The sequence below is a fragment of the Lichenibacterium minor genome (genome assembly GCF_004137685.1).
Taxonomy (GTDB): domain Bacteria; phylum Pseudomonadota; class Alphaproteobacteria; order Rhizobiales; family Beijerinckiaceae; genus Lichenihabitans; species Lichenihabitans minor.
In genome coordinates this window covers 1-21,035 of record NZ_QYBB01000023.1, presented here as the reverse complement: position 1 = coordinate 21,035, position 21,035 = coordinate 1, and the positions used below count along the sequence as shown (strand labels likewise).

22 protein-coding genes and 1 tRNA gene are annotated in these 21,035 nt (G+C 70.5%); 8 read left to right on the top strand and 15 right to left on the bottom strand.

What is annotated here, in order from left to right; genetic code table 11:
* Position 1: 1 nt before the first annotated feature.
* Both D3273_RS17920 and D3273_RS17915 read right to left on the bottom strand, forming a co-directional pair.
* On the bottom strand, positions 2–967 hold the full coding sequence (locus D3273_RS17920) for a PQQ-dependent catabolism-associated beta-propeller protein (protein WP_129228263.1): 966 nt from the start codon (positions 965–967) through the stop codon (positions 2–4).
* The gene (locus tag D3273_RS17915; protein WP_129228262.1) at positions 957–1,304 is read right to left on the bottom strand and encodes a hypothetical protein; all 348 of its coding nucleotides are present in this window, start codon (positions 1,302–1,304) and stop codon (positions 957–959) included. Before D3273_RS17915 ends, D3273_RS17920 begins: the two co-directional genes overlap by 11 nt.
* Positions 1,305–1,466: 162 nt before the next feature.
* Between D3273_RS17915 and D3273_RS17910 the strand changes: the two genes are divergently transcribed.
* Positions 1,467–2,393, top strand: coding sequence for an ankyrin repeat domain-containing protein (locus D3273_RS17910; RefSeq protein ID WP_129228261.1), 927 nt, complete (start codon positions 1,467–1,469; stop codon positions 2,391–2,393).
* 55 nt (positions 2,394–2,448) lie between these two features.
* Here D3273_RS17910 and D3273_RS17905 read toward each other — a convergent pair whose 3' ends face one another.
* The 3 genes from D3273_RS17905 to D3273_RS17895 form a co-directional block, all read right to left on the bottom strand.
* Complete coding sequence (locus D3273_RS17905) at positions 2,449–3,030, bottom strand: c-type cytochrome (protein WP_129228260.1); 582 nt, start codon at positions 3,028–3,030, stop codon at positions 2,449–2,451.
* An 80-nt stretch (positions 3,031–3,110) separates the two neighbouring features.
* Complete coding sequence (locus D3273_RS17900) at positions 3,111–4,925, bottom strand: pyrroloquinoline quinone-dependent dehydrogenase (protein WP_245501251.1); 1,815 nt, start codon at positions 4,923–4,925, stop codon at positions 3,111–3,113.
* A 150-nt stretch (positions 4,926–5,075) separates the two neighbouring features.
* Positions 5,076–5,330, bottom strand: coding sequence for a hypothetical protein (locus tag D3273_RS17895; RefSeq protein WP_129228259.1), 255 nt, complete (start codon positions 5,328–5,330; stop codon positions 5,076–5,078).
* 477 nt (positions 5,331–5,807) lie between these two features.
* Here D3273_RS17895 and D3273_RS17890 point away from each other — a divergent pair, with 477 nt between their 5' ends.
* The 3 genes from D3273_RS17890 to D3273_RS17880 all read left to right on the top strand — a co-directional run bounded on the left by D3273_RS17890 (position 5,808) and on the right by D3273_RS17880 (position 8,408).
* The gene (locus D3273_RS17890) at positions 5,808–6,275 is read left to right on the top strand and encodes a c-type cytochrome (protein ID WP_245501250.1); all 468 of its coding nucleotides are present in this window, start codon (positions 5,808–5,810) and stop codon (positions 6,273–6,275) included.
* Between the two features lie 350 nt (positions 6,276–6,625).
* Positions 6,626–6,707 (top strand) — tRNA-Leu (locus D3273_RS17885).
* 405 nt (positions 6,708–7,112) lie between these two features.
* Positions 7,113–8,408 (top strand): hypothetical protein, encoded by a 1,296-nt coding sequence (locus D3273_RS17880; RefSeq protein ID WP_129228258.1) that lies wholly within the window; start codon positions 7,113–7,115, stop codon positions 8,406–8,408.
* 862 nt (positions 8,409–9,270) lie between these two features.
* On the opposite strand, the gene gpt is transcribed toward D3273_RS17880, so the two are convergent.
* The 3 genes from gpt to D3273_RS17865 are packed head-to-tail and all read right to left on the bottom strand — an operon-like array spanning position 9,271 to position 11,402.
* Positions 9,271–9,771 carry a xanthine phosphoribosyltransferase gene (gene gpt, locus D3273_RS17875; protein ID WP_129228257.1) on the bottom strand — a complete coding sequence of 167 codons (501 nt, stop codon included), beginning with the start codon at positions 9,769–9,771 and terminating at the stop codon, positions 9,271–9,273.
* Between the two features lie 25 nt (positions 9,772–9,796).
* The gene (locus D3273_RS17870) at positions 9,797–10,543 is read right to left on the bottom strand and encodes a competence/damage-inducible protein A (RefSeq protein ID WP_129228256.1); all 747 of its coding nucleotides are present in this window, start codon (positions 10,541–10,543) and stop codon (positions 9,797–9,799) included.
* Positions 10,536–11,402: an FkbM family methyltransferase gene (locus D3273_RS17865; RefSeq protein WP_129228255.1), complete on the bottom strand. Its 867-nt coding sequence runs from the start codon at positions 11,400–11,402 to the stop codon at positions 10,536–10,538. Before D3273_RS17865 ends, D3273_RS17870 begins: the two co-directional genes overlap by 8 nt.
* 145 nt (positions 11,403–11,547) lie before the next feature.
* Between D3273_RS17865 and map the strand changes: the two genes are divergently transcribed.
* The gene (gene map / locus D3273_RS17860) at positions 11,548–12,375 is read left to right on the top strand and encodes a type I methionyl aminopeptidase (protein ID WP_129228254.1); all 828 of its coding nucleotides are present in this window, start codon (positions 11,548–11,550) and stop codon (positions 12,373–12,375) included.
* Complete coding sequence (gene radC / locus D3273_RS17855; RefSeq protein WP_129228253.1) at positions 12,372–13,091, top strand: RadC family protein; 720 nt, start codon at positions 12,372–12,374, stop codon at positions 13,089–13,091. Before map ends, radC begins: the two co-directional genes overlap by 4 nt.
* A gap of 147 nt (positions 13,092–13,238) precedes the next feature.
* Here radC and D3273_RS17850 read toward each other — a convergent pair whose 3' ends face one another.
* From D3273_RS17850 to D3273_RS17835, 4 genes are all read right to left on the bottom strand, one after another.
* Positions 13,239–13,649, bottom strand: coding sequence for an EVE domain-containing protein (locus D3273_RS17850; protein ID WP_129228252.1), 411 nt, complete (start codon positions 13,647–13,649; stop codon positions 13,239–13,241).
* A 39-nt stretch (positions 13,650–13,688) separates the two neighbouring features.
* The gene (locus tag D3273_RS17845) at positions 13,689–14,681 is read right to left on the bottom strand and encodes an NAD(P)H-dependent glycerol-3-phosphate dehydrogenase (protein ID WP_129228251.1); all 993 of its coding nucleotides are present in this window, start codon (positions 14,679–14,681) and stop codon (positions 13,689–13,691) included.
* Positions 14,681–15,739, bottom strand: a complete 1,059-nt coding sequence (gene tsaD, locus D3273_RS17840) for a tRNA (adenosine(37)-N6)-threonylcarbamoyltransferase complex transferase subunit TsaD (protein ID WP_129228250.1) — start codon at positions 15,737–15,739, stop codon at positions 14,681–14,683. The genes D3273_RS17845 and tsaD overlap by 1 nt, the downstream gene beginning before the upstream one ends.
* A gap of 106 nt (positions 15,740–15,845) precedes the next feature.
* Positions 15,846–17,591 carry a glucan ABC transporter ATP-binding protein/ permease gene (locus tag D3273_RS17835; protein WP_129228249.1) on the bottom strand — a complete coding sequence of 582 codons (1,746 nt, stop codon included), beginning with the start codon at positions 17,589–17,591 and terminating at the stop codon, positions 15,846–15,848.
* Positions 17,592–17,767: 176 nt separating this feature from the next.
* Here D3273_RS17835 and D3273_RS17830 point away from each other — a divergent pair, with 176 nt between their 5' ends.
* Both D3273_RS17830 and D3273_RS17825 read left to right on the top strand, forming a co-directional pair.
* Positions 17,768–18,457 (top strand): response regulator transcription factor, encoded by a 690-nt coding sequence (locus D3273_RS17830; protein WP_129228248.1) that lies wholly within the window; start codon positions 17,768–17,770, stop codon positions 18,455–18,457.
* A gap of 10 nt (positions 18,458–18,467) precedes the next feature.
* Positions 18,468–18,911 (top strand): Crp/Fnr family transcriptional regulator, encoded by a 444-nt coding sequence (locus tag D3273_RS17825; protein ID WP_129228247.1) that lies wholly within the window; start codon positions 18,468–18,470, stop codon positions 18,909–18,911.
* Here the strand turns inward: D3273_RS17825 and D3273_RS17820 are convergent.
* From D3273_RS17820 to D3273_RS17810, 3 genes are all read right to left on the bottom strand, one after another.
* Positions 18,889–19,692: an exodeoxyribonuclease III gene (locus D3273_RS17820; protein WP_129228315.1), complete on the bottom strand. Its 804-nt coding sequence runs from the start codon at positions 19,690–19,692 to the stop codon at positions 18,889–18,891. The two genes, D3273_RS17825 and D3273_RS17820, sit on opposite strands and share 23 nt — an antisense overlap.
* Positions 19,693–19,760: 68 nt before the next feature.
* Positions 19,761–20,432, bottom strand: coding sequence for a LolA family protein (locus tag D3273_RS17815; protein WP_245501249.1), 672 nt, complete (start codon positions 20,430–20,432; stop codon positions 19,761–19,763).
* Between the two features lie 109 nt (positions 20,433–20,541).
* Positions 20,542–21,035: DNA translocase FtsK (locus D3273_RS17810; RefSeq protein ID WP_165359550.1), on the bottom strand; the 494-nt coding region annotated here is incomplete at its 5' end.

The following is a 21,035-nucleotide window of genomic DNA, read 5'->3' as shown; positions in this document are numbered from 1 at the left end:
CTTAGGGGATGACGCCGACCGGGACGGCCTTGATCACCTTCCGGGCCGCCGTGTCCACCACGGCCACGTCGTCGGACAGGCCATTGGCCACGTAAAGCCGCGTCTCGTCGCGGCTGAGCCTGAGACCCCAGGGGCGCTTGCCGGTGAGGATGAAATCGGTGGTCTTCAGCGTGGCGACGTCCACCACGGCGACGCGGTTGGCCCGGCCGAGCGTGACATAGGCGGTCCGGCCGTCGCGGCTGATGGCCATGTCGACCGGGGTGATCTCGTCGTGGCGCAGGCCCGGCACGTCGAAGGTGACCTGGCCGACGACCGCCAACGTCGACACGTCGATGATCTCGACGAGGCCCGCGATCTCGTCCGACACCCACACCCGCTTGGCGTCGGGCGTGAGGGCGAAGCGGCGCGGGCGCGTCGCCGTGACGATCTCCTTGACGACCTTCTTCGCCGCCACGTCGATCACCTGGACCAGGTTGGCGGCCTCCGACGCCACGAAGACGTATCTCCCGTCCGGCGTCGCCAGGACGCCTTCGGGCTCGTCGCCCATGGGATAGCGCTGCACGACGGCCCCGGTCCCGATGTCGATCACGGTGGCCTCGGCGTCGTCCTCGTTGGACACGTACAGGTTCCGGCCGTCGGGGCTCAGCGCGAAGGCTTCCGGATCGGGCACGTCGCGGAAGCGCTTCGCGAGCTTGTGGGTCGCGACATCGTATGCGGCGATCGTGTCGTCGCTGCCGCAGGCGACGAGCAGGCGGGCATGGTCGGGGGTGAACTGCATGCCCCGCGGGCGCCCGCAGCTTTCGAAGGAGCTCGCGACGTCCCCGTCCGGGGTCAGCACGAAGATCTGGCTCGACCGCTCGTTGGACACGAAGATCTGGCCGGTCCCCGCCGCCCGGGCGGGCGCGGGCGACAGCGCGGCGGCGAGGAGGATCGCCGCGGCGACGCGCGTCGGGCGGCTACCCGGCACAGTCCACCAGGTCCTTGTCGCGCACCGAGAAGGTCTCGTCGGTCTTCACCTCGACGTTCCGGGCATAGCAGGTGCGGCCGTGCACGTCCTTCAGGCGGAGGTCGTAGCGGCCGGGCGTCACGCCCTTGATGCGGAGGTTCTCGTCGAAGTCGACCGTGCCGTCCTTGTCGTTGACGCACTGGTTGGCGCCGAAGTCCTTCGTGCCGGCCGGCGCGAGCGATACCTCGCTCAGCGTTTCCCCCGTGAGGTTCCAGAACTGGGTGCCCTTCTTGCCGGCCGCGAGGGCGACGGCGGGGAGCAGCAGGCACAGGCAGCCTGCGGCGATCGATGGCCTCATCCGACGCGGTTCCCCTCTCTTTCGACGGGGCGGGACCTCACCATGCCGGCGCGGGCCGCACAAGGGCGTCCCCGGCGAAACGCCCTGGTTTCGATCCGCCGGGGCCTATAGGGACGGGGCGGGACGGCGGCCCGGCCGCCCCACACCGGAGGGAGACACGCCTTGCGCCACCAGCCCCTGTTCGCCGGAGCCGCCGCCTGGCTCGCCTGCCTGCAGCCCGCGGCACCGGCGCGGGCGGCCGACGCTTCCACCTGCGACGCGCTGACGGCGCGATACGAGGCGAAGCGAGCCGAGCTGGAACCGCCGCAGGTCAGCGCGGCGCTGTTCGCCGCCGCCGACGACGGCTGCGAGGCGCTCGCGACGCGCCTGCTCGACGCCGGCGCCTCGGTGGCGGCCCGCGACCGGACCGGGGGAACGGCGCTGACCCACGCGGCGCGCGGCGGGCACGAGGGCACCATCGCGGTGCTGGCGGCCCACGGCGCGGAGGTCGACGAGCGCAACGTCCAAGGCTCCACGCCGCTCTACGTGGCGGTGGAACAGAACCGGCTCAAGGCCGCGGCGGCGCTGGTGGCGCTCGGCGCCGCCGTGAATACGCCCGGGCGAGCCGGCGTCACGCCGCTCTCGGCCGCCGCCTTCAACGGCAACGCCCGCCTGGTCGACCTGCTCCTGGCGCACGGCGCCGCCACGGGCACGGCCGACGCGAGCGGCAAGACCGCGATCCTCTACGCGGCGGCGCGCGGCTTCGCGCCCGTGGTGACGCGGCTGCTCGCCGCGGGGGCGGACGTCAACGCGACCTACGGCAACGGCCTGACGGTGCTGATGTGGGCCGCCGGCTACGCCAACGACGTGCCGACCGACGACGGCGTGGCGCTGGTGAAGCTGCTGCTGGACAAGGGCGGGGCGATCGACGCGCGCGACGACCGCGGCCGCACGCCGCTGATGATCGCGGCGGGCCTCGGTCACGACGAGGTGGTCGACCTCCTGCTCGGCCGCGGCGCCGACCGGACGCTCCGGGACAAGGGGGGGCAGACGGCGGCCGACCTCGCGCCGACGGAAGCGCTCAAGGGGAAGCTGGCGGCGAAAGGCTGAAGGCGGGCCGCGCCCGGAGCGATCGCACCGGCGGGAACCGGGTCGACCCTGGCGGTCACAGCCCCGCCAGATAGGCCTCCATCGCCTTGAGGTCGGGCTCGGGCGTCGCCTGGGCGAGGCTGGTCATGCCGGGGTTGTTGGCCCGCTCGCCGCTGCGGAACTCCGCCAGCGTTTTGGTCAGGTATTCGTGGCTTTGACCGGACAAGCGCGGCACGGTGCCGGTGCCCTGGAAATGGTCGAGATGGCAGGCCGAGCAGCCGACAGCGCTGTTGGCCGTCTTGGCCGCCGCCACATCGGCGTCGCTGGCGGAGGCCTGGTCCAGGTTCGGCCAGGACTTCGCGGCGAAATAGGCCGCCAGCTCCTTCATGTCGTCCTTTTCGAGCGACTCCGCGATCCCGTTCATGATCTCGTTCTTGCGGGCGCCCTTCTTGAAGTCCCGAAGCTGGAGGTAGAGGTAGCCCTCCTGCTGGCCCCAGATGATCGGGATGTTCTTCTCGGTCGGGACGCCCTTCTCGCCGTGGCACGAGGAGCAGACCGCCGCCTTCTCGTCGATCGTGTCGGCGCGGACCGACACTGGAAGGACCGCGGACACGAGGAGCGCCGCCGAAAGGCAGGTCCCCAAACGCCGAACCGTCATGTCGATGGCCTCATCTCGGTTTCAGATATGGGAAGGGCGGGCATGAGCCCGCCCTCCTGTCGACGGTAGACCCGTTCCGGTCAATCGACCGTGAAGGCGATGATCGAGTTGCCGCGCTTGTAGTCGAGCTGCGTGTTTCCGCCGGCGCCCACCACGATATACTGCTTGCCCTCGACCGAATAGGACGACGGGGGTGCGTTGACGCCCGCGCCGGCCTGGAACGACCACAGCGGCGAACCGCTTTCCGAGTCGTAGGCCTTGAACAGGCCGTTGCCTTCGCCGGCGAAGACGAGGCCACCGGCGGTCGCCAGGATGCCGCCGATCATCGGCTGAGGCGTCTTCACCTGCCAGCGGATCTTGCCGGTGTTGTAGTCGACCGCGGTGATGTTGCCCCACTGCTCCTCGGACGGGATCACCTTGAAGGCACCGCCGAGCCAGAGCTTCCCGTCGGGGTAGGCCGAGTTCTGCACCTGGTAGGTCATGGGCTGGTGCAGGTTGATCGCATAGGCGAGCCCGCGGTTCGGATCGGTGGCGAGCGGCGACCATTCCACGCCGCCGTTGGCGCCCGGGAGCATGCGCACGCCTTCCTTGGTGGGAAGCGTCCACATGTTCTCCTGCGGCACCATCGGCTCGGAATAGCGGACCAGGCTGCAGTCCTTGGCGTCGTGCACGTAGACGTAGCCGGTCTTGCCCGCGTGCAGCACACCCTTGATCGGCTTGCCGTCCTTGTCCGCCACCTTGGTGATGACCGGCGGCGACACGGCGTCGAAGTCCCACACGTCGTGGGGAATGTACTGCAGGTGGCAGACGTATTTGCCGGTGTCGAGGTCCAGCGACACCAGCGAGTCGGTGTAAAGGTTGTCGCCGGGCCGCTGCGACCCGTCGAGATCCGGCGAAGGATTGCCGACGACGAAGTAGATGCGGCGCGACTCGAGGTCGACGGCCGGATTCTGCCAGATGCCGCCGCCAAGCGTCTTGTAGAACTGGGCGGCCTTGGGCTGCGGGGCCGCCGACGTGGACGGCGCCGGGCCGGTCTTGTCGGCAACGGGCACGACCTTGGCGGCCGGATCGACGGCGCCGCTCTTCTGCTTCTGATCGCCGGGCGCGGGCTGCATCATCGCCGCCAGCGTGGCCTTCTCGGCCGCGATGTCGCGGTGGAGGTCCTTGCCGGTCGCGTCCTTTTCGGCCCACACGCCGACGGAGTTCTCAGGGACGGTATTGAAGGTCCAGATCAGCTTGCCGGTCTTGGCGTCGAAGGCCTTCATGAAGCCGCGGATGCCGTACTCGCCGCCGTTGGTGCCGATCAGCACCTTGTTGTCGACCACGGTCGGCGCCATCGTCTCGCTGTACCCCTCCTCGGGATCGGCGATCTCGGTCTTCCACATCACCTTGCCGGAGCGGGCATCGAGCGCCACGAGCTGCGAGTCGAGCGTGCCGAGGTAGACCATGTTGTCCGAGACCGCGACGCCGCGGTTGTTCGGGCCGCAACAGAAGGTCGTGATCGGCCCCATCTTGGGAACGTAGTGCCAAAGCTCCTCGCCGGTGCGAGCGTTCAGCGCGTAGACCTGGCTGAAGGACGTGGTCACGAACATCGTGCCGTTGACCACGATGGGCGAGGTTTCGAGCGACTCCTTCACTTCGGTCTGGAAGATCCAGGCCGGGCGCAGCTTCGACACGTTGGTCGTGTTGATCTGGCGGTTGGGATAAAACCGCTGCTGGGCGTAGTCGCCGTTGGTCTGCAGGAAGTTCTGGCTGTCGGTGGCGGCGCGGTTGAGCATGTCCTGCGAGACGGTCGACATGTCGCCGAACTTCGTCGCCGACTTGATCTCCTGCGCCTGAACGGCGGGCATCCCCAAAGCTGCCGAACACAGCAGCGCGGTCACGAGCTTCTTCACGACGTCCCTCCAGACAGGGGCGTCGCCACCTCTGTCCGGGACGGTCGTCCGTCTGAACCCTGGACCGGCGGGGCACGAGGGTCAATTATTTTCGTCCGGGTCGACGCGCCCCGGCCCAGGGACGGCCCACGAAATCGTTCCAGGGCGGTCTCACTTGGCGCAGGTTTCGACCTTGCCGTTGGTCATCTCCGCGCTGGCCGACTGGCAGTTGACGCCCGAAGCCGTGTTGCCCGACTTGCCCTGGGCGTCGCCGGTCCTGGTGACGCCGGCCGGTTGCTGCACCTGGGTCGTCCCGACCGGTTGCGGCAACGCGCCCTTGTGCGCTTCCGCCGGAGCGGCGTCTTGGGCGAGAGCGCCGCCCGACAGTGTCGACAGGGTCAGGACGACCGCGATGAGATTGCGCATGATGTTTTCTCCCGGCCGCTCAACGCCGTTCTCGACGCCGAGGTCCCCCCGGGCCTTCGCGGGGCGCGCTTTTCCGCCTCGATCCATCGTCGCGGGTTGGCGTCGCACGCTGAAGCGCCGGAGGGACGGCCCCCAGGCGGCTTGGCGAAAGCACGGCCGCGGCACGGGCCAGGATGCCCGCACGAAGAAAGACCCAGGCGACTCGCCTGCAACGGGTCGGCACCGTCGCGGCCGGTGTCCAGCGTGTCGCTTTGGCGCGGAGTGCTGGTCCCGTGTGGCCCGAGGCGACATCTCACGGGCATGCGGGAGCGCTCGGGGCCGTGGCCAGCCCCTATCATGGAGGATGAACGGAATGCGGATCTTCTGTGGGAGCGGTGGCGGCGCCGGAACGTCGCCCACCCATCGCTTCGCGGCGAGCCGCGCCGGCGACAGGATGCGCGGCAGCATCCCCTGCTCAATCGCGGACGCCGCCTCCCCATGAAACATGCGATGACCCTGGCCGCCGTGGGCACCGCCGCCGTGGCGGTCGTGGCGGTGGCTGTGACGCTGGCACCCGCGCCCGAGCGTGCCCCACCCCGAAGCGCTCCCACCGAGATCGGCGGCCGGCCCGACCCGGGCCGCTCGGCCGATGCCGGACGCGGCGCGACGGTCTTCCGGGCCTGCTCGGCGTGCCACACGATCGGGCGCGGAGGCGCCGACGTGGACGGCCCGAACCTGTACGGCGTCGTCGGCGCCCGCGTGGCGGAGCGCAGGCCGCGCTACGGCTATACGCAGGCCCTCCGGGACAGCGGCGGGACCTGGACGGAAGCGCGCCTGGACGCGTGGCTGACCGACCCGGCCGCCTTCGCGCCGGGCACCGCGATGCATTTCCCCGGGCTCCCCGACGCCGGGGAGCGCGCCGACGTCATCGCCTATCTGGGGGCGCAGGGCCCCGCGCGGCGATGACGACGGCCGAGGCGGTAGAAACGCGGAGGCGGACGCGTCGACCGACGCCAGATCACGGCACGCCGGGCGGAGCCACCGGTCGCCGGGCCGCCCGACACCACGCGGGCCTCGTCAGTCCTCGGGTTTCTGAGCCTGTCCGGCGCGAGCGCTGTCAGCGACCCCCGGGGAAGCTTCGCTGGGCTGGTTGTCGGGAAGCGGCACGGGCAGAATCCGCGCTCGTCGGCCTGCCGGCGGTGCCGTGCCACACGCCAGGGCCGGCCGCCCTCTCGAGCCCTGCGGTCGGGGCACGCGTGCCGAAAGCCGCTTCCTGTCCCTTCCAACGCCGTGCTATCTGCGGCTTCGGTCGCGTCGCGCGCTTGGCGAAACTGGTAGCCGCAGGGGACTTAAAATCCCCCGCCTCACGGCTTGGGGGTTCGAGTCCCCCAGCGCGCACCGCGTCGTATGATCCGCAATCCACGTCGCGGCGCCGGACTGCACCTGCGCTTTCCGAACCACTCAGGCGGATCGACCGGAAACGAAATATGGCAGACAAACGCCTCGATGCCGGGCGTAGGCGCCCACTTGTCAGATGTCCGGAGGCTTAGGGGCAGTCCTGGCCCATGTCGATCGATGCAAAACCGGCAAGATTGGAGGGGAGCGGCAACGCTTGGTTCGTGACGCCGCTCACCCGAAGCAGCTGATTCGGCACTGGACCAACCGAGCGCGAGATGCGATGCGGCTCGCGGACGCGCCTTTATTCATACCCGTTCGCGGCCGGAAACCGGGAGTGGGCGGTTCGAATCGGGATCAGTCGGACATTGAACGACCGGGGGATGGATTGACATCGAAGGACACGCCTTGAGCGCAATCGAAGCGCCGCGGACCGTCGGCATCGTGCGGGGTTTCGCGAGTACTCCGCTGCTGGCTACCGGTATCTTCGTCTGCTGCCTCGCTTGGCGATCTCCCGGCCTGCTCACGGCCCCTCGGTTCTGGGCCGAGGAGGGCGCTCTGTACTACAGCGAGCTGCAGAATGTGGCGCCGCTCAAAGGCCTCGTCCGAGTTTTCAACGGCAATTACCAGCTCCTCACCGACGGGCTGGTTGAAGCGGCGCTTCAGTTTCCGCCACGGTATGCAGCCCATGTCACCACCTACCTGAGCCTCGCGGTGGCGATGGCGTGCTGCTGGATGATCGCGAGGCTCTTGCTTGCCCGAGGCTGCTCCACATGGGCCGCCTCCGCAGCCGCTGCTCTGTTCGCTCTTCAGCCGGGAGGCTACGAGGTTTTCCTGAGCGCCACGAACGTTCAGTGGGTGGCATCCGTCCTGACGCTGCTCTTGGCAGTCTCGGACGACGTCCCGGCATGGAGCCCGCGGGCGGCCGTGCATTACGCCGTGCTGCTGGCTTGCGGTCTCACCGGAACGCCGTCTTGCATCCTGCTTCCGCTTTTTTTGGCCGGGGCCGCGTGGCGCCGCAGCACCTTCCGCTGGGCGATGACGTCGGTGCTGGGCATCGCGACCGCCGTGCAAGCGGGGGTCGTTCTGGCGCACCGGGCGGAACTGCACAGGGCGCTATCTCTGTCTCCGCACATGCTCCTGCCCGAGGTGCTTCAGGTCTTCTACGCCCAAGTCCTGCCCGCACATGTGTTGGACGTGCTCGGGCGGACGGTGGGGGCCTACGATGGCCTGGGCCACGCGACGGGATTACAGGTGGCAGCGCTGGGCGTTGCGGGCATGGTGGCCGTCACCGTCCTGGCCTCACGCAGGTTAGGCTTGTTCACCGCGGGGCTGCTGCAAGTCGGCGCCCTCCTGATCCCGCTCGTGAACGAGTTCGGAGCCTTGGCGACAGCCGATGACATGCTCTCCGGATGGGCCGGCAGCCGCTATTTCTTCGTTGGCGCGAGCTCCATGCTGGTGCTCATGGCTGCCTGTATCGATGGCGTGACGGCCACAGCCAGGATCATGGGAACGGCGCTGGTCGGCTTCGCCCTGCTGAACGGCATCAGCACCGCTGTGCTCGCTCAATGGCCGAAGCAGAATGTGGAAGGGCCGTCCGTAGCGTCCCAGGTTGACGCCTGCGGGACCGGCTGGTGTCGGGTGACCGTCTGGCCGGCCGGCCTGCATTGGACCTTCGACATCAAGCCGAGGCGCGGCGGATGAGGTCGCCGGCGACCGGAGGCACCGGCCCGGGCTCATGAGGTTGGGGACGCCGGCACGCGCGGTCGAGGGGGGCCTCGTCCGATATCCTGACCTGTGGGCGCCGGCGAGTCGGTCGTCTGATCCGTTTCTCGTCCGGAATGAACCGTCGCGAACCGGCCGACGTCCTCCGTAGACGGTGTATATGACGAAGTTCGCGAAGCGAGCGCCCGTTGCTCCGAGGCGCGTCTTCCTTTGAGGGATCGATCAATATCGCCCGAATGCGAAGCGAGCCAGGAAGATCAGGTCGCCGATGAACGTGTCTCGTTCGGGAACCGCGTCTTCGGCGAGCGACGCCACCGAACTCGGCTGGGTCGGCACAGGAACCGGATCCGTATTGTCCTTGGAATCGTGAGGCGCCGGCCTCGGGTGGACGGCGAAGGTGACGTCAAGGCCTCTCATCTGGTTCATCGCACTCTCGCCTGATGCTCGCTCACCCGGGCCAGAGCCGTCGGGCCTAGATATTGTCTGCGGTTGACATCGCCTGGATCGGACCCTGGGTCCTCGGCGCCGTTCGTCAGATCACGAACGCACCATTACTCAATACATAGGTGCCCATCCTGGCTCCACGACGGAGTGCACCACGACGTCGGCAATGTCGTTTTCGTGACCGGGGCGGCCCGGCTGGCCCTCGAACGGGGCGCCTGCGGCAGATCGCGACCGCATTCGGCGAGCCGGTCGAGCCATGAACACGCATGAGATCCGGTCCGGAGGGCAATCCTTCGCGGGAGGTACGCTTCCATATCCCGGCCCGGCGCCCTGCGCGGACCGCCGCTGCGGCAGGACGCCGGCCTAGGACCACGCGCCCGCGAGCCACGGGCGAGGGCTATCCGGGCTGCCCCTTGGCCAGCGGCTCCTGGAAGGTCAGGCCCATGTCCCAGGGGAAGTAGATCCAGGTGTCCTGGCTGACCTCGGTCACGAAGGTATCGACCAGGGGCCGGCCGAGGGGCTTGGCGTAGATCGTGGCGAAATGGGCGTGGGGCAGCATGTCGCGCACTTCCCGGGCGGTCTGGCCGGTGTCGACGAGGTCGTCGATCACCAGCACCTTGGCGTCCCGCCCGAGCTTCAGCACGGCATCGGAGACCCCCTTCAGCACCCGAAGGCCGCCCTGGGTGTCGTAGTCGTGATAGCTCGCGATGCATACCGTCTCGATGGTGCGGATGCCGAGTTCGCGCGCCACGATGGCGGCCGGCACGAGGCCGCCGCGGGTGATGGCCACCAGCGCGTCGAAAGGGCCGGCCGCCGACAGCCGCCAGGCCAGCGCGCGGCAATCCCGGTGGAACTGGTCCCAGGAGACCGGAAAAGCCTTGTCGCCGTGGTCGCTCATCGCCCCGTCCTCCTTCAGTCCCGGCTCAGGCCGGGACGCCGTCGCCCTTCAGGCCCGCCAGAAGGGCGACCACCGCCGATCGCGCGGCCGCGACGAGCCCGGCGTCCTTGCCCCGCACCACGATCTGGTTGCGGAAGCCGTCCGGCGAGAAGGACGGGTACGAGCCGATCGACACGCCGGGATGCGCCTTGGCGAGCGCGCCGAGGCCGGCCGCATAGGCGCCCTCGGGCAACCCTTCGGCGTCGACCGCCTCAGCCACCATGCGGTCGCCGCCTTGCAGGCTCGGCGTCACGTTGTCGAGCATGTTGCGCATGATGGCGGGCACCCCCGCCATCACGATCACGTTTCCGAGCCGGAAACCCGGCGCCTTGGACACGTCGTTGCGGATCAGCTCCGCCCCGTCGGGGATCCGGGCCATGCGGCGCCGGGCCTCATTGAGGTCCTCCGGCCTGATCCGTTCCAGCAGCATGCGGATCGCCTCCGGATGCTCGCCGATCCCGACCCCGAAGGCCTTGGCGACGCAGTCGGCCGTGATGTCGTCGTGGGTCGGGCCGATGCCGCCGGTGGTGAACAGGTAGGTGTAGCGGGAGCGCAGCGCATTCACGGCCGCGACGATCTCGGCCTCGACGTCCGGCACGATGCGGACCTCGGACAGGTCGATGCCCATGGCCGACAGGTGGTCGGCGATGGTCCCGATGTTCTTGTCCTTGGTGCGACCCGACAGGATCTCGTCCCCGATGACCAGGATGGCGGCCGTCACGGCTTCAGTCATGGGTTCGGCTTTCGGCGGTGTCGCGCTCGTAGATGACGTTGGTGCGCGTCTTCAGCGCGACGGCGTAACCGTGGGCCGCGATGAGCGCCGGCAGGTCGATCGCCCAGCGGCCGGGCGCGTCCTCGACGACGAGCAGCCGCGGCCACAGCGCCGGGGGCGCGTCGCGGAAGAAGGCTTCCAGGATCAGGTCCTCGGCCCCCTCGACGTCGAGCTTCACGCAGTCGAGCCGAGGGAAGCCCTCCTCCTCGACGAGCGTGCGAAGCGCCTTGGCGGGCACCCTGACGGAGGTGCCGGGGCCGTGCGTGCCGACGAGGCGCATGGAGGTTTCACCCTTGTTCTTCGCGTCGACGAAGAGCGTGATCTCGCCGTCTCGGTCGGCGACCGCGAGTTCCAGCGCCTTCACGGTGGTGAGGCTGTTCTGCCGGATGTTGAAGGACAGCCGCTCGAAGATGTCCGCCTGGGGCTCGACGGCCAGGATCCGGGCCCGGGGGCCGCCGAGGGTGGCGGCGAAGAGCGCGTAGCCGCCGACGTTGGCGCCCACGTCGACGAAGACGAAGTCGGTCCCCAGCCGGTCGGCGAGGAAGCGGCGCTCCTCGGGATCGAAATACTGGGGGGTGAACAGCAGGTTCTTTTCGGCGACGTTGTTGCCGGGGTAGAGCCGCATGCGGAGCCCGAGCGACTCGACGTCGAGCGGACGGCCGGCGAGGGCGCGAACCCCGACCGCCCGGAGCGCGAAGGCGAGGCGCCGGCCGGACCAGTCCGTGCCGCAGCGCCGGGCCACGCCGACCAGGCCGGCGAGCCAGCCGCGGGGCGCGTGCCGGCCGTAGGCGGAAAGGTCGTTGCTGGCGCGAAACGTCATGGCCCCTCTGTCCAGCAAGCGGTCCGGCTTGGCAAGGGCGGCCCGCCGCTCGGTTCGCCGTTTGAACCGAAGCGGCCGATTGTTTATCGTCCCGGACGGCCCCACCTGGGGCGTCGGGCCAACCATCACACGCGTTCGGGCATCCATGACCTTCGTCGAAGCATCGACATCGCCGGGCCGGAAGAACGGCCAGATCAAGATCCACGACGCGGCCGCTTTCGCCGGCATGCGGCGGGCCGGGCGGCTGGCGGCGGAGTCGCTCGACATGCTGACCGAGCATGTCCGGCCTGGCGTGACCACGAACACGCTGGACCGGTTGATGTTCGACTTCGCAGTGGCGAACGGCGCTTTTCCGGCGACGCTCGACTATCGCGGCTTCACCAAGTCGATCTGCACGTCGATCAACCATGTCGTGTGCCACGGCATCCCGGACGACAAGCCCCTGCGGGAAGGCGACATCGTCAACATCGACGCGACGCTGATCCTGGACGGCTGGCACGGCGATTCGTCGCGCATGTACGCGGTCGGCGAGATCCCGCGCCGCGCCGCGCGGCTGATCGAGGTCACCTACGCGGCGCTGATGATCGGCGTCGCGGCCGTCAAGCCGGGCGCCACCACGGGCGACATCGGCGCCGCCATTCAGGACTACGCGGAGGGCGAGCGCTGCACCATCGTGCGCGAGTTCTGCGGGCACGGCATCGGCCGCCTGTTCCACGACGAGCCGAACATCCTGCATTACGGGCGCAGGGGCGAAGGCGTGGTGCTGAAGCCCGGCATGTTCTTCACCGTCGAGCCGATGGTGAACCTCGGCCGCCCCCACGTGAAGGTGCTCGGCGACGGGTGGACGGCGGTCACGCGTGACCGCTCGCTGTCGGCGCAGTTCGAGCACACGGTGGGGGTCACCGACGCGGGCTGCGAGATTTTCACCCTGTCGCCCGCCGGCCTCCACCACCCGCCCTTCGCCAAGCCGTGAGCTCCGACGCCAGGGAGGACGGTTTCGGCGAGCCTCGCCCGGCGGAACCGCTCCACGCGGGCCACCGCGACCGGCTGCGCGAGCGCTTCAACGCGGTGGGCGATGCCGGCGTCGCCGATTACGAGCTCCTCGAACTGATCCTGTTCCGCGCCATCCCGCGGCGCGACGTGAAGCCCCTCGCCAAGGCGATGATCGCGCGCTTCGGCTCCTTCGCGGAAACGCTGGCGGCCCGGCCGGAACGCTTGAGGGAGATCGCCGGCCTCGGCGAATCCGCCATCACCGACCTGAAGGTCGTGGAGGCGGCGGCACGCCGGCTGACCCGGGGCGCCGTCAAGGCGCGCCAAACCCTGGGCTCCTGGACGGAGGTGCTGGACTATTGCCGCACCGCGATGGCGTTCAACGACCGCGAAGAGTTCCGCGTCCTGTTCCTCGACAAGCGCAACGTGCTGATCGACGACGAGGTCCAGGGCCGCGGCACGGTGGACCACACGCCCGTGTATCCGCGCGAAGTCGTGCGCCGCGCGCTGGAGCTCGGCTCGACGGCGCTGGTGCTGGTCCACAACCACCCTTGCGGCGACCCGACGCCGTCGACCGCCGACATCCGCATGACCCACGAGATCATCGCGATCGCCAAGCCGATGGGCATCGCGGTCCACGACCACCTCATCGTCGGCAAGCACGGCCACAGCAGCATGAAGGCGCTGAAGTTCATCTGACCCGAGCGGACAGGTATCGCCGGGCCCCCGCGAGGGGTGCCGCGAGCAGGACGGCGAAGACGCTCCTGCTCGACCTTCGCACCCTGTTCATCGACGCCGCCCCCGGGTGACCCGCGGGGAACGGCCGCCGACGCCCCGGGTTGCCGCTCAACCGGCCGCGAGCTCGAGCACCAGGGCCCATTCGGCTTCGGTGACGGGCTGCACCGACATGCGCGAGTTCCTGACGAGCACCATCTCGGCCAGCCGCGGCTCACGCTTGATGCGCTCCAGCGTCACGGGCGGCAGGGCGCGCACGGCCTTGAGATCGACCATGCCGAACTTGCCGGTCTCGTCCGTGTGGTCGGGGTAATAGGGCTTGATGACCTCGACCACGCCCACGACCGCCTTGCCCTCGTTGGAATGGTAGAAGAAGCATTCTTCCCCCACCCGCATCGCCATCAGGTGCTGCTTGGCGACGTGGTTGCGAACGCCGTTCCAATGCGTGCCGGCGTCGCCGGCCTCGACCTGCTGGGCGAAAGACCATTTCGCGGGCTCGCTCTTCACCAGCCAACGGGCCATGGCGGTTCGACTCCGTCTCGTTCGGAAAAAGGGGACGCCTCAGTCGCCGGCTTCGGCGCGGGACGGGCGGGACATGAGGGCATCGAGCGCGTCGCGCGGCGTGGTGCGACCGGCGACCAGCGCCGCCACGGCCTCGGCGACCGGCATGTCGACGCCGCGCTCGCGCGCGAGCCGCACCAGCACCGGCGCGGTGGCGACGCCCTCGGCCAGCTTGCCGCCGGCGGCCTCCGCCAGCGAAGCGCCCGCACCCAGGGCGCGGCCGAAGGCGAAGTTGCGCGACTGCGCGGACGAGCAGGTGAGCACGAGGTCGCCGAGGCCCGACAGGCCCATCAGGGTTTCGGGCCGGGCGCCGGATGCGCGGCCGAAGCGGCCGAGCTCCGCGAAGCCGCGTGCGATCAGGGCCGCGGACGCGCTGGCGCCGAGGTCCATGCCGGCCGCGACCCCGCAGGCGATGGCGAGCACGTTCTTGGCGGCACCGCCGATCTCGACGCCGCGGAGGTCCGTGGAGTGGTAGGGGCGGAAGCCGGGCTTCGCCAGCGCCTCGGCGACCGCGCGGGCGAGTTCCCCGTCCTCGCTCGCCACCGTGACGGCGGTGGGCCTGCCCTGCCCGACGTCGGCGGCGAAGCTCGGCCCGGACAGCGCCACGGCGGGGTGGCCCGGCCGGCAGGCGCCCAGCACGTCGCTCATCAGCAGGCCCGTGCCGGCTTCGATCCCCTTGGCGCAGAGCACGGCCGGCACGCCGGCCGCGAAGCGCGGCACGGCGTCGAGGGTGGCCCGCAGGTGCTGCGCCGGAACGGCGAGCAGGACCAGCTCCGTTGTGGCGAGCTCCTCGTGCGACGCCGTCGGCACGATGCCGTTTGCGAGCCGCACGCCGGGCAGCGACCGGCGGTTCTCGCGGGCTTCCGCCATCGCGGCGGCTTCGGCGGGGTCGCGCGTCCACAGGATCACGCGCCGGCCGGGCCGCGCCGCCACGGTGGCGAGCGCCGTGCCCCAGGCGCCCGCGCCCAGCACCGCGATGCGGGCGAAGCGCATCAGGCCCGTCCGCCGGGGGCCCGCTCGGCCTCGGGGTCGAGCGGCCAGCGGGGCCTCGGCGGTGCGGTGAGGTCGTCGACGAGCCCGAGCTGCAGGCGCTCGATGCCGGCCCAGGCGATCATGGCGCCGTTGTCGGTGCACAGCACCGGCGGCGGGAGGACGAGGCGGATGCCGCTTTCGCCGGCGAAGCGCACGAAGGCGCTCCGCACCGACAGGTTCGACGCCACGCCGCCCGCCACCACGATGGCGCTGGGCCGGCCCGCCACGTCGCGGAACTGGCGCAGCGCCGCCCGGGTCCGGTCGATCAGCACGTCGACGACGGCGGCCTGGAACGAGGCGCAAAGGTCGCACACGTCCCGGGAGGTGAGGGGGGCCGCGCGCTCGGCCTCGAGCCGAACGGCGGTCTTCAGCCCCGACAGGGAGAAGTCCGGCTTGGCGCGGCCGAGCATCGGGCGAGGCAGGGTGAAGCGGACGGGGTCGCCGGCCTCGGCGGCGCGCTCGACCGAGGGCCCGCCGGGGTAAGGCAGCCCGAGCAGCTTCGCGGTCTTGTCGAAGGCTTCGCCCACCGCGTCGTCGACCGTCGTCCCGAGGCGGCGGTAGTCGCCGATGCCCCGCACCGCGATCAGCTGCGTGTGGCCGCCCGACACGAGGAGCAGCAGGTAGGGAAAGGGCACGCCGTCGGTCAGGCGCGCCGTGAGGGCGTGGCCTTCGAGGTGGTTCACGGCGACGAGGGGCTTGCGGAGCGCCAGCGCCAGGGCCTTGCCGGTGGTGAGCCCCACCATGACGCCCCCCACGAGCCCCGGCCCCGCCGCGGCCGCGATGCCGTCGAGCTGGTCGAGCCGCATCTTCGCGCGGTCGAGCGCGCGCTCGACGAGCCGGTCGATGACCTCGACGTGGGCGCGGGCGGCGATCTCGGGCACGACGCCGCCGAAGGCGGCGTGGTCGGCGATCTGGCTCATCACCTCGTTCGACAGGATGTCGCCCCCGCCTTCCTCGCGCAGGCGCACCACGCTGGCGGCGGATTCGTCACAGGTCGTCTCGATGCCCAGAACGCGCATGGGTCCCCTTCAGCGTGCGGCGGGACCGTAGCGGAGGGGGTCGGGGGCGACAAGGCGGGAGCCGGACCGCCCCGCCGCGCGGCCGGTCGCGGGACGTGGGCGTCCGCTACCCCGCTTCCGCCACCGCGAACCCCTGCGCCCGCGCGAGGGCGGCGAAGCGCCCGCCGCGGCGCAGCAGCTCGTCGAAGCCGCCCTCCTCCACCACGCGCCCGTCGTGGAACACGAGGATGCGGTCGGCGCGGCGCACCGTCGACAGGCGGTGGGCGATGATGAAGGTCGTGCGCCCGCGCGCCGCGGCGTCGACGGCGTCCTGCACCATCCGCTCCGTCACGGCGTCGAGCGCGCTCGTGGCCTCGTCGAGCAGCAGGATGGGCGGGTTCTTCAGCAGGACGCGCGCGATGGCGAGGCGCTGGCGCTCGCCGCCCGACAGCGACCGGCCGCGCTCGCCCAGCACGGTGGACAGCCCGTCCGGCTGGCGCGCGACGAAGTCGGCCGCGCGGGCGCGGGCGAGCGCCGACGCCACCTCGTCGGCCGAAGCGTCGGGAGCCCCCACGCGCAGGTTCTCCTCGATCGAGCGGGCGAACAGCATGGGCTCCTGGAACACCACGCCGATGTTGCGCCGCAGGCCCGCCAGCGACAGGTCGCGGAGGTCGACGCCGTCGACCGTGATGCGGCCGCGCGCGGGGTCGAACACGCGGTGCAGCAACCCCAGCGTGGTCGATTTGCCCGAGCCCGTCTCGCCCACCAGCGCCACGGTTTCGCCGGCCCGCACCTCGAAGGCGATGTCCGACACGGCGTCGCGCCGGCCGTCGTAGGAATAGGCGACGCCCTCGAAGGCGACGCGGCCCGCCACCCGGCCGGGGTCCCGCGCGCCCGGGCGGTCGGCGACGGCCGGCACGGTATCGAGCACGCCGAAGAAGTCGCGGAGCTTCGGCACCTGCAGGAACAGCGCGTTGGAGAACGACACGAGCTGGTCGAGCCGGGCGATGAGGCCCGCGGCGAGGCTCATGAAGGCGACGATCTCGCCCACCGTGGCGAGGCCGCGGAAATGCAGGGCGAGCCCCAGCACGAAGATCGACAACAGCGTCAGTGTGGACGCCGCCCGCGTCGCCACCGCGGCCAGCGCCCACCAGGACAGCACCGGCATCTGCGCCGCCAGAACGGCCTCGGTGACGCGGCGCAGGCCCCGCGTCTCGTTGGCGATGCGGGTGAAGCTCTGGATCACCGGGACGTTGGCGAAGCTGTCGGCCACCCGTTCGGCGAGCCCGCTGTTGTGGCGCTCGACGCTGGTCTGCATGGCTTCCGTGTGGCGCAGCACGAGCAGCGTCGCCGAACCCGACGCCGCGACCAGCACGACGAGCAGCAGGCCGAGGCGCCAGTTCACCAGAAGCGACAGCGGCATCATCACCGTCAGGGCCACCACGGACGCGCAATTGTCGCGGAAGAACGACAGCCACAGCCCCGCCATGCCGTTCACCCCCTCGAGCATGACCTTGAGGAGCCGGCCCGAATGGTTGGCGCCGTGGAAGCTCGTCGGCAGGTGGAGCACGTGCTCGAAGAAGCCGGCCGTCAGGTCGAGGCGGCGGCGATGCGCCAAGCGGTCGGCGTTGAAGGCCAGCCCCACGCCGCAGGCGATGTTGAACAGCCCGAGCCCCCCCCAGGCGGCGAGGGGCGGCAGCACGCCCGGCCATCCGCCCGCGCCCGTGCCCGTCACGCGGTCGATGATGCGGCCGAACAGGACGGGCTCGCCGAACTGCGCGGCCGCCAGCACGGCGTTGGCGAGCATCAGGGCCGCGGCGAGCCGTCGCTCGGCCCCGAGGGCGCCGAGGACGCGGAGGTAGATGCGGATCATGGCGGCTTCGGCGGGAGGGAGGGTCGACGGGCGTTAGCACGGATCGACGGCCGATGGGGAAGACCGGCGTCGCGGCGCTTGCGCCCTGCCCCGTCTTTGCGCAACGTGGCCTCCGGGGCGGGGCCCAGCGGGCGGCGCGCCGTGGTGGCACCGCCGACGACCGGAAAGACGCGCCCATGGCCCACGCCCGCAAGATCCTCATCGTCGACGACGACGGCGATCTGCGGGCGACCCTTTCCGAGCAGCTCGGCGGCCATGTCGACTTCGCCGCCCGCTGCGCCCGCAGCGCCGCCGAAGCCGAAGCGGCGCTGGGGTCCGACCGGCCCGACCTCGTCATCCTCGCGCTGTCGCTGCCCGACCGGGACGGGCTCGTCCTGGTCCGGTCGCTGCGGGCCGAAGGGTTCTCCGGCCCGGTGATCGTGCTCAACCGCGCGGGCGCGCCCGAGGACGAGGTCGTGGCGGCGCTGGAAGCCGGCGCCAACGACTGCGTGTCGAAACCCTTCCGCTTCGCGGTGCTGCTGGCGCGCATCCGCGCCCACCTGCGCCAGCACGACGGCAGCGAGGACGCGGCGCTGCAGGTCGGCACCTTCACCTTCAAGCCGAGCGCCAAGCTGCTCGTCACGGAGCGGGGCTCGCGGCTGAGGCTCACCGAGAAGGAGACCGCGATCCTGCGGTTCCTGTACCGCGCCGGGCCGCAGGTGGTCAGCCGCGACGTGCTGCTGCGGGAAGTGTGGGGCTACAATTCCAACATCACGACCCACACGCTCGAAACCCACATCTACCGCCTGCGGCAGAAGATCGAGGACGACCCGGCCCACGCCCGGGTGCTCGTGACCGATGCCGGCGGCTACCGACTGATCGCGTGAAGGGACCGGAATGGCACTGGGCCAGGACATCGATCGGCTGCGGCGCCTGCCGGTCTTCGCCTGCCTCGACGCGGAAGCGCTGACGCTCGTCGCCTTTTCGGCGCAGGCCCGGCGCCTGCCGGCGGGCCACGTCCTGTTCCGCCGGGGCGAGGTCGCCGACGCCGCGGTGCTGCTCGCCACCGGGATGCTGGCGCTCGACGAGGAAACCGAGGACCGCCTGTCGGTGAGCTGGGCCCTGGCGGGCACGCTGCTCAACGAGACGGCTCTCTTCGCGCCGGGGATGCAGACCGTGACGGCGACCGCGCAGGAAGCCTGCACCGTCGTGGCCGTGCCGCATACGCTGATGATGCGGGTCCTCGAGGTTCACCCCGGCAACGCGGAACCGTTGCGGCGCTACTGGGCGGACCGGCTCGGCCGCAGGCTCGCGGGCTTCAGATCCGAAGTTCGGCCATGACGGGCACATGGTCCGACGGCTTGTCCCAGCCGCGGGCTTCCTTGAACACGGTCACGGCACCGAGGTCCTGGCGCAGGTCGGGGCTCAGCCACACGTGGTCGAGGCGGCGGCCCTTGTCGGCGGCGGCCCAGTCGGGCGAGCGGTAGCTCCACCAGGTGTAGAGCTTCTCGGCCGGTGGGATGCGCTCGCGCAGGGCGTCGACCCAGCCCCCCGCCGCCTGTACGCGCCCGAAAGCCTCGACCTCCACGGGCGTGTGGCTGACGACCTTGAGCAGCGCCTTATGGCTCCAAACGTCCGTTTCGAGGGGCGCGATGTTGAGGTCGCCGACCACCACGGCGCGCTCCGGCAGCAGGTGGCGCTCCTTCGGCCCGTCCGACATGCGGCCGAGGAAGTGGAGCTTGTGGTCGAACTTCGGGTTGATCGCGGGATCGGGCTCGTCGCCGCCGGCCGGCACGTAGAAATTGTGGACCGTCACGCCCGCCCCGGCGCCGACCCGTGCCGCGATGTGGCGCGCGTGGCCTTCGCGGCAGAAGGGACCCCGCACCACGTCGGACAGCGGGAAGCGGGACAGGATCGCCACCCCGTGGTAGCCCTTCTGGCCGCTGATCTCGATGTGGTTGTAGCCGAGGTCGCGCAGGTCCGAGAAGGGAAAATCCTCGTCGCGCACCTTGGTTTCCTGCAAGCACAGCACGTCCGGGCGGGCGGCCTCGGCGAAGCGCTTGACGATGGGCATGCGCAGCCGCACCGAGTTGATGTTCCAGGACGCTATCGTGATGGGCAAGGCGAAGCTTTCGGCGGAGGAGGCGCGGACGGCGGCGGGAACCCGCGTCCCGCGGCCCCGTGCCACCGTCACCGGCGGGTGTCGAGCAGCCGTTCGGTGTTGATCTTGAACTGGCTGTCGTCCGGCTTGGTCTGCAGGTCGATGTCCGACAGCGACACCACGGTCTCGTAACCCTGGGGGTCGACCACGGTCCACTGCTTCAAGGCGAAGGGGTTCTGCTCGAAGGTGAGGCGGATCTTCGAGGTGCCGCCGAAGGTGGCGTGGTCCTCGATGTCGATGGACGCCGTGTTGCCGTCTCCCGATACACCCATGATCTTGGTGTCGGCGGCGAGGTCGACGTGGTCGTTCAACAGGAACTTCAGCGGCGTCTGCGCGATGAAGTAGAGATCCTGGGTGTGGAGCTTGCGGTCGATCACCGCCACGGACGTGCCGTCGGCCACCACTTCCAGCGTGGCGGGAGGCGCGTAGGCGAAGCGCATGCGGCCGGGCCTGTCGATGAGGAGCTGGCCGTCGGTGCGGCGGCCGTCTCCGCCGATCTGCGTGAACCGGGCGATCATCGTGGCATCGTCGTTGAAATACGCGTTCGCCTTGGCCACCACGGCGTCGGGGTCGAGGGGCACGGGCTTGCCGACCGGCTTGGCGACCTTGGCCGACTGGAGGTTCATCGGCTTCGATTCCGCCGACGCCCGACCCCCGATCAGGGCGAAGATTGCGAGGGCGATCGGGAGCGAACGATGCATGCGGGGTGTCCGGCTGGCCATGATCGGCGCGATAAAGGGGCGGTATGGCGTTTGTGAGACAGTGCGGCCCTGACCGCCCCGCCCGGAAGCGGCGCAGGAGCCCGAAGCCTCAGGCCTCCTCCGGGTCGAAGGCGCCGTGGTCGACGCCGCCGCCGACCAGGACGTTTCGCTTGCCGGAATGGTTCGGCGCCGCCACGACGCCCTCGCGCTCCATGCGTTCCACCAGGGACGCGGCCTTGTTGTAGCCGACGGACAGCCGGCGCTGGATGTAGGAGGTCGAGCACTTCTTGTCGCGCACCACGATCGCGACGGCGCGGTCGTAAAGGTCGCCGCCTTCCTCCGCGTCGAGCGAGCCCGGCGCGGGTCCGTCGCCGTCCGCCGCCGCGTCGCCGTCGACGTCCTCCGTCACGGCGCCGAGGTAGTCGGGCCGGCCCTGCGCCTTCAGGTGGGCCACGACGCCCTCGACCTCGGCGTCGGACACGAAGGGGCCGTGCACGCGGGAGATGCGCCCGCCGCCCGCCATGTAGAGCATGTCGCCCTGGCCGAGCAGCTGCTCGGCGCCCTGCTCGCCCAGGATGGTGCGCGAGTCGATCTTGCTGGTCA

Coding starts and splice junctions, on each gene's coding strand:
- D3273_RS17870 (WP_129228256.1), bottom strand. CDS start 10,543: ATGACTGAAGCCGTGACGGCCGCCATCCTGGTCATCGGGGACGAGATC.
- D3273_RS17825 (WP_129228247.1), top strand. CDS start 18,468: ATGGCACTGGGCCAGGACATCGATCGGCTGCGGCGCCTGCCGGTCTTC.
- D3273_RS17815 (WP_245501249.1), bottom strand. CDS start 20,432: ATGCATCGTTCGCTCCCGATCGCCCTCGCAATCTTCGCCCTGATCGGG.
- D3273_RS17850 (WP_129228252.1), bottom strand. CDS start 13,649: ATGGCCCGTTGGCTGGTGAAGAGCGAGCCCGCGAAATGGTCTTTCGCC.
- gpt (WP_129228257.1), bottom strand. CDS start 9,771: ATGAGCGACCACGGCGACAAGGCTTTTCCGGTCTCCTGGGACCAGTTC.
- D3273_RS17905 (WP_129228260.1), bottom strand. CDS start 3,030: ATGACGGTTCGGCGTTTGGGGACCTGCCTTTCGGCGGCGCTCCTCGTG.
- D3273_RS17895 (WP_129228259.1), bottom strand. CDS start 5,330: ATGCGCAATCTCATCGCGGTCGTCCTGACCCTGTCGACACTGTCGGGC.
- D3273_RS17845 (WP_129228251.1), bottom strand. CDS start 14,681: ATGCGCTTCGCCCGCATCGCGGTGCTGGGCGCGGGCGCCTGGGGCACG.
- D3273_RS17865 (WP_129228255.1), bottom strand. CDS start 11,402: ATGACGTTTCGCGCCAGCAACGACCTTTCCGCCTACGGCCGGCACGCG.
- D3273_RS17835 (WP_129228249.1), bottom strand. CDS start 17,591: ATGATCCGCATCTACCTCCGCGTCCTCGGCGCCCTCGGGGCCGAGCGA.
- D3273_RS17830 (WP_129228248.1), top strand. CDS start 17,768: ATGGCCCACGCCCGCAAGATCCTCATCGTCGACGACGACGGCGATCTG.
- D3273_RS17915 (WP_129228262.1), bottom strand. CDS start 1,304: ATGAGGCCATCGATCGCCGCAGGCTGCCTGTGCCTGCTGCTCCCCGCC.
- D3273_RS17890 (WP_245501250.1), top strand. CDS start 5,808: ATGAAACATGCGATGACCCTGGCCGCCGTGGGCACCGCCGCCGTGGCG.
- tsaD (WP_129228250.1), bottom strand. CDS start 15,739: ATGCGCGTTCTGGGCATCGAGACGACCTGTGACGAATCCGCCGCCAGC.
- map (WP_129228254.1), top strand. CDS start 11,548: ATGACCTTCGTCGAAGCATCGACATCGCCGGGCCGGAAGAACGGCCAG.